A 255-nucleotide genomic window follows, 5' to 3' on the forward strand; every position below is an offset into this window, starting at 1 on the left:
CAAGCTTCCTTGAGCTGCTAACTGTTTTGCCACAGGAATGTTCTAGTCATAAAATAGCAGCTCGTCCTGAAAGGCGCCGACAGTTTGAGAATGACCTTCGTTCATCAGCCGAAGTTGCACTTAGTCTATTGACTGCTTGCTTGGGTATTGATCAACTGAAAGAACAGGTTCTGGAGGGTTTTGCTTCTTGGCTTCGTTTTTGTCATGGAATCTCCGCATCTAATCTTGCTTCGCTTCCTTTGGTCTATACGGCAC

General features: G+C 45.5%; 1 protein-coding gene. It reads left to right on the forward strand.

What is annotated here, in order from left to right; genetic code table 11:
* Positions 1 to 255: hypothetical protein (locus PZC42_RS24990; RefSeq protein ID WP_277214331.1), on the forward strand; the 255-nt coding region annotated here is incomplete at both ends.

The organism is Isoptericola croceus (genome assembly GCF_029382255.1).
Lineage (GTDB): Bacteria > Actinomycetota > Actinomycetes > Actinomycetales > Cellulomonadaceae > Isoptericola > Isoptericola croceus.